At 66.6% G+C, this 6,151-nt stretch carries 6 protein-coding genes; 2 read left to right on the plus strand and 4 right to left on the minus strand.

Going from position 1 to position 6,151, the window contains the following annotated elements:
* Nucleotides 1-78: 78 nt before the first annotated feature.
* Nucleotides 79-2,052: a relaxase/mobilization nuclease RlxS gene (rlxS, locus tag DFR51_RS14660; protein WP_121052446.1), complete on the minus strand. Its 1,974-nt coding sequence runs from the start codon at nucleotides 2,050-2,052 to the stop codon at nucleotides 79-81.
* A 329-nt stretch (nucleotides 2,053-2,381) separates the two neighbouring features.
* Here rlxS and DFR51_RS14665 point away from each other — a divergent pair, with 329 nt between their 5' ends.
* Entirely contained in the window at nucleotides 2,382-2,783 is a 402-nt protein-coding gene (locus tag DFR51_RS14665; RefSeq protein ID WP_121052448.1) for a GFA family protein, read from the plus strand.
* A 63-nt stretch (nucleotides 2,784-2,846) separates the two neighbouring features.
* Here the strand turns inward: DFR51_RS14665 and DFR51_RS19050 are convergent, their stop codons facing one another.
* Both DFR51_RS19050 and DFR51_RS14675 read right to left on the minus strand, forming a co-directional pair.
* Nucleotides 2,847-3,008, minus strand: coding sequence for a hypothetical protein (locus DFR51_RS19050; protein ID WP_160119301.1), 162 nt, complete (start codon nucleotides 3,006-3,008; stop codon nucleotides 2,847-2,849).
* Nucleotides 3,009-3,277: 269 nt separating this feature from the next.
* Nucleotides 3,278-3,598, minus strand: a complete 321-nt coding sequence (locus tag DFR51_RS14675; RefSeq protein WP_121052559.1) for a DUF736 domain-containing protein — start codon at nucleotides 3,596-3,598, stop codon at nucleotides 3,278-3,280.
* Nucleotides 3,599-4,036: 438 nt separating this feature from the next.
* On the opposite strand from DFR51_RS14675, the gene DFR51_RS19055 reads away from it, so the two are divergent.
* A complete protein-coding gene (locus tag DFR51_RS19055) occupies nucleotides 4,037-4,186 on the plus strand; it encodes a hypothetical protein (RefSeq protein ID WP_160119302.1) in 150 nt (49 codons plus the stop codon).
* 55 nt (nucleotides 4,187-4,241) lie between these two features.
* On the opposite strand, the gene DFR51_RS14680 is transcribed toward DFR51_RS19055, so the two are convergent.
* Nucleotides 4,242-6,047 (minus strand): ParB/RepB/Spo0J family partition protein, encoded by a 1,806-nt coding sequence (locus DFR51_RS14680; protein WP_121052452.1) that lies wholly within the window; start codon nucleotides 6,045-6,047, stop codon nucleotides 4,242-4,244.
* Nucleotides 6,048-6,151 lie beyond the last annotated feature (104 nt).

Consider the following 6,151-nt stretch of genomic DNA (forward strand, 5'->3'; position numbering starts at 1 on the left):
AAACTCTGTTTGGATTCGACACCTAGACACGCGACAAAAGCCCGACGTCATGAAATGCATGATGGAGACGGATGGGCTTTACGAGATGCTCGGCCCGCTGCGCTGGCGTCCGATCGTCCAGCTGATACCGGATTCCCGAACGATACCCCCTACGCTCTTGCCGACGTGGCGTTCGAGCATGTCCCGCCAGGGCACAAGCGTGAAGTCGCGCGCCCGTTCGATGAGTGCGTGCCGGCCGCTTGTCATCTCCACCGCGCGGACCAGCCTGCCCTGGACCGCATCGCCCGTTTTGGCTTCCTTGTACGGCAGCCTGAGCTCTTCCGACAGCCGAGCCCCGACGCGTAGTAGTTCGCGCCGCTGCAACGCCGCGAGCAGGTTCCGGCGATAGATAGTCCTGCCGTCCTGTTCCTCGGCAAGCTGCTCGGCGAGGAGCCATTGCCGGCGCAGCTCCCGCGCGGCGTGGACCTCGCGGCCGAAACCCGCGTCGCGTACGGGCACCGGCGAGCCTGCGATGAGATCGCGGTCGAGCCAGGTGGCGGCCTCGGCAACGGCAAGCGCCTCCAAGGGCACGGCGGACAAGGTTTCGACCGAGACGGGGCGGTCACGCAATTGTCGCGCTTCGAACCGCTTCACCTTTTCCAGGTGATCGGGCGTGATGATCCAGGCCCCGTCGGGTTCGCGCTCGACGCTTCGCGTGGCGCGCCGCATCGCCTCCAGTCGGCGCACATGCGCCTCGGCGAACGCTTCGGTGGCGCTCGGGTCATGCTTCAGGTGCGCGTCGATCGTGTAACGTCCGCCATGCGCCGCGGCGACCTCGGCGATGGTGCGGTCTGCGGCGCGAATACCGCCCGCGCGCGGCGTGATCCTGACGATCGCATCGCGCGGGATCATCCCCGCCGCTTCACCTTTCCCGAGCGGCGCGTAATGCGCGCGCCCGTCGATGCCGTCGATGAGCAGATAGTGACGATCCTCGTGCTCGTCGGCGAGACCGCGGGAGAGGACGCGGCCGACGATCGGCCGGGCGCCCACGGCGGCGGGATCGTAAATGGCGCAGTCGGCGCCTGCGCGTTCGAGATTTCGGGCGGAAAGATCGCGCTGCATCGTGCGGATGATGTCGCCGCGTTCGCCGATTCGGCGGAGCGTCGTCGCAAGGTCGGCGTCGAGACGCCAGCAATCGCCGCCAAGATGTGTGGCGATATCCATGCGCGCGAGCTTCTGCAACCGGCCGACGCGAAGTGCCTGCTGAAAGGGGTCACTGTCCGCGGCGCTCACGATGCGCATTTCGTCCATGTCGCGGATGAGGCGCCGGTCGATTGCGGTCAAGCGCTCCGCGCCCGTATCACTGCGCAGCCGTTCCTCAATTTCAAGATCGGTGCGCGGCCCGAGATCGAGGTTGACGATATCGGCCGCGCGCGCCCGCAGTCCGTGCGAAATATAGTCCCGCGCGATGACGAGATCGCCGCCGCGATCGTCCTTGCCGCGCAGGATCACATGCGTATGCGGATGGCCCGTGTTGAAATGATCGACCGCGACCCAGTCGAGCTTGGTGCCCAGGTCTTGTTCCATCTGGTGCATCAGCCGGCGCACGAAGGGCTTGAGATCGGGATACTGATCGGCGTCCTCGGCGGACACGATGAAGCGGAACTGGTGACGGTCGCCGTCCGCGCGTTCGAGAAACGCCTTGCCGTCGGCGATATCCCTGCCTTCTGAATAAAGCGCCCCGGGCGCGCCGTCGCGGGTCACGCCGTCACGCTGTATGTAGCCGAGGTGCGCCCGCGCGCCGCGTATCCCTTTGCCAGCCAGCATCACAAGCCGCGTCTTGACGATCACCCGGCGCGCGCGAAACCCGGCAAGGCGGTCGTGGAATCCGAGTACGCGCGCGACGCTCGCGCCGCGGCCGATCCGACTGCCGTCGAAGCTGCCGCGCCTGCCCGTGCCGGGTCCGCGTTTGCCCGCACGCGCTGCGGCCTTCATCACCTGCGAGAGATAGCGTGGTTCACCGGCTTTACCGCGCATCCGACCCAGGCGCGGAGTAAACTCGTCATCGTGCATGTCTTACGTCCTTCCGCACCGGAATGACGCTCCCCGCCAAAAGAATGGCATTCCCGCGGATATTGGCAAGGCGTCTCGCGATTGGGCGCTGAAACCCGCGCAAATCCTCGCATTCGCGGAAGGCCTGTCTCGCGCAAAATTTGCGTGTCTCGCGAAATTCTCCAAAAAACGATGTGCAGACAATCACGTGAAATATCGCGAGATATTGCTTCTATCTTGCCCTACACCGATTTCGCCCATCCAGCCTCCGATCCCCCTCTACAGCCCCCCTTCCCCGGGCTAAAATCCATCAGCACGAGTGGGCACGCCGGCGTGGGGAAGGACGAAAAATGCTGAGGGGCACCTGCCACTGTGGCAGCACGGAATGGACGATGACCGGTGATCCGGGATCGATCACCGCCTGCAACTGCACGCTCTGCCGCCGTTACGGCGCGCTCTGGGCCTATGATTATGTGGACGGCCGCATCACCATTTCCGGCGCGACACGCAGCTATAGACGCGCCGGAAAAGCCGATCCGGCGCTCGAAATCCTGTTCTGCCCAACCTGTGCGGGTGTGCTCGCATGGCGCGGCCTTCGGCGCGAGGACGACGGGCGTTTTCGGATCGCCGTCAACGTCCGGCTGGCGCCGCCGGAGGCCGTTGCTGATCTCATGATCGATCACTTCGACGGCCTCGATACATTCGACGACCTGCCCCCGGATGGACGCTGCGTGCGCGATCTTTGGTTCTAGAGGGCGCCAAAACAGAGCCGGAAGCGACGCCTGAATTGCATCGCTCCCGGCCCTGTGCAGCGCTTATTCGGATGCGGGAAACGCTGCTTCCAGTTCCGAAATCAACCGCGTTTTCTCCGCCAATGCGGCGCGAAGTTCGCGCGTTATCAGCGCGATTTCCGCCGGGTCATCGCACCATTTGAGCTCGGCGCGCAGTTCCTCGATATGCGCCTCGATCGTCATCATCGCCTCCTCTTTTTTTGCAGGACAGGCGGTCCAGACCGGCGGCGCGCGGGGCCGGGTCAGGGACCGCGAAGCGGCCGCTGCAAGCGGCGGCAGGGGCAACGATTTTGCGGTACGCAAAATGGTGGGTTCCCTGCCGTCCTTGACGCGGCGCCGTGCGCCGCCGGACGATGGCCCGTGTCGTGGAAGACGCCCCTCTCCCGCCGCGCCGCCCGGGTCTTCGGCAATGAAGAAGCCCCGCGCCGGTGACCCGGCGCGGGGCGATTTCCGGCTCAGTCGCCGGGGTTCCAGATGATCGCGAACGTATCGTCGTCATCCTGCCCAGCGGCGCGGCCGAGGTTCGCGTAGAGCGTGCGCGCGCCGAGTTCGGGGGCCGACATCGCGAGCCGGACGTATTCACGGCCGCTCACCTCGCCGGTGCGGACCCAGCCGCCGCCGAGCTCGACGCCGTTCGAGACGACGCGGTAGTCGGGCTGGTCGCCGGACTTGCCGCGGTTGGGGAGGATCGTGACGTCGGCGTTCACCGAGAGCGTGCGGATCGATCCCTTGAAGCTGCCGTCGGCTTGACGCTGCACATATCCGATTGCGGGCATTTGAAGTTCTCCTGTCTGATCGCCGGGCACCATGCCGGGCGATGGCGTGCCTCAAGGACGGCCGCAGGACATGCGGCGCGAACCCGTAGGGCCGGAGCGACCGAGCGGAGGACCGGAAGCGGCGGGCTGATTTGAAGCGAAGCGGCCGCGAGGAGCGCCGCGCGAAGGCGGCGCGGGGAAATCAGTCTGCGCGCGATGGTTTTGCGGCCGCACGCGGCCGTCCAGGGCCTCGAGCCACGCCCGGTGTGCGGCGCGCGACTGGAAGACCAGCGGTACGGCAAGCGGCTGTGCGGCAGCGTAGCCGTCCAGCCTTCCATGATCCCCGCTTCCGGGCGGGCGCACGCGTACCTATATCCCTCCGGCCATGAACAGCGACTCGATTACGGCGCGCATTGAAGCCCTCGTCACGCGGCTCGGCGGCGCGGCGATCTGCGATGGGTGCGTGACGCTGCGCTCGCGCTCAAGGCGGGCCAAAGGACGGATGCCGCGCTGCGGGGGCTTGCCGGACGCGGCGGATTCGAACGGCGGCGCGGCACGTGCACGCTGTGCAATACCGAGACGGCGGTTACCGTGCACGGCGCGGGCTGAGCGCGGGAATCACAAAGAAGCAGGGACGGCGGCCGCGCCGTCCCTGCCCGGAATTTCAGGCCGCGAGACGCACGGGGTCCCCGCCCCTATCCTCTGCGCACGGCATGAGCGCCGCGCCGCCGTCCTCGGGCGGCATATCGGTGTCGGTGCGCGCGGCGGCGACAAGCGCGGCCTTCTCGACGCTGCCGACGCCGCCGCGCGCCGTGTAGGCGGCGGGCGGGAACCGCATCCATCGGGGCACCCATCCGGAGACCTCGGCGCGTCCGTTCGTGCCCTGAAGATGATCGCGAATAATCGCTTTCAGGACCTTTCCGGGTTCCGCCGCATTGGCGGCGGCGACCCCCTCGCCTGCGATCTCGGCGACGAGCCGGCCGAGGACCGTCTTGTCGCGCAAGGTCTCGAAGAAGGCATCGTCGGCCTGCCAGTAACGCGCCATATCAATGCCGATCTCGACGCCGACCGCCTCGACGGCGGCGCTTCCGGCGGCAAGCGTCTCGCCCATGACGACCGCGATCACCTCCATGAGCGCGACGTCGGGAAGGTCAAGCAGACGCAGGAACACGCCGACGAGTCCGCGCTCGCCGGTGCCGCCGACGAGCGTCGGTTCCTCGGGCGAGACGCCGAGCAGCGCGAGAACCGCGCGGCGCTTCGCATCGAACGCCGCCTCGCCCTTCGACACTTCGACGCTTTCGCGGACGGTGTCGCTCCGGCATGTCTGCGGCTCGGGCGCGACGCGCCAGAGAGGCGATCCGGCAATGGCATGTGCCGTCATGAGGCGCAGCGCCGTGCCTGCGTGCGCCGTGAGCGCGGCGCGCACGGCGGCATGGCGGTGAAGGTCGATATAGGTCTGGAGCGTGCCGGGCACCTCGGGACGCGGCGTCTTCACCGGGCCATCGACCGTCTCGCCGCGCTCAAGGCGCTGCGCTTCCTTCGCGGTCACGAACCCTTCGTGAAAACACACCTCGCCGCTGCGGCGGACCTCGACGTAGACGCGCCCGCCCTTGTGCTTCGCGGCCTTTCTGTGGTCCCACGCTGCGAAATGATCGCCGCGCGGCAGGATGACCACATCGCTCCATCCCGCATCAAGATAGCGCGTTTTCCGGTCCAGAATCGCGGCGTCCTGATGCGTCCAGAACGCGTCGCTCTCCGCGAAATAGCGCTCTTCGCCGAAGAGGTCGGTGATGAGCGCGAGGCCGGAGGATTCGACATCGAACAGCGCATGCTCCGCCTTGATCGCCCCGCCGCCGAAGAGCCATGCCTTGAGCTGGTGCCCGGTCGGGCACCATGTGTCACCGTCGAGAAGCGCAAGCCACGCGCGCTGCTGCGCCTTCGACGCCATGGTGAGATGCCGCACGGTCGCGGTATCGATCGCCTCCTTTCGATAGAGATCGCGGATGCGCGGGCAGAGATTGCCGAGCGCGAGGATGCGTTTCACGCCGCGTTCGGGAAGACCGAAGGTCATCGCAATCTCGTCGATGCTGCGGCCCTCTTTCACCAGCCGCGTGTAGGTTTCCCACTGCGTCACCTCGTCAGGGTCGCGACGCGCGACGTTCTCGATGAGCGAGGCCTCGAGCGCGGCGGCATCGTCGCCGTCCTCGAGGATCGCGCAGGGAAGCTGCCCCCTCTCCATGCCGCTCGCGCCCGCTTCCGCCGCGACGATTTTCGCCGCTGTGAAGCGGCGGGCGCCCGCGACGATCTCGAAGGCATCGGGGCCGCAATTGGGCCTGACGATGAGCGGCACGAGAATGCCGCGTGCGCGAACGGTCGGCAATATGTCCGACACGTCCGGTGCTTGTCTGCTGTAGCGCATATTGGTCTTGCTGATCGACAGCTTGCCAAGGTCGATAAAGTCGAGTTTCATGAGACTACTCCGTATGTTGGGATTGAAAAGAAAGGGAAAATCGTTTCATTAAAAGCTGTTACTGACCTTGCGAGGGGGAGGACCTCGCGCTCCACACGACGCAG

It is taken from the genome of Sphingosinicella microcystinivorans, assembly GCF_003634215.1.
In the GTDB taxonomy this organism is placed as follows: domain Bacteria; phylum Pseudomonadota; class Alphaproteobacteria; order Sphingomonadales; family Sphingomonadaceae; genus Sphingosinicella; species Sphingosinicella microcystinivorans.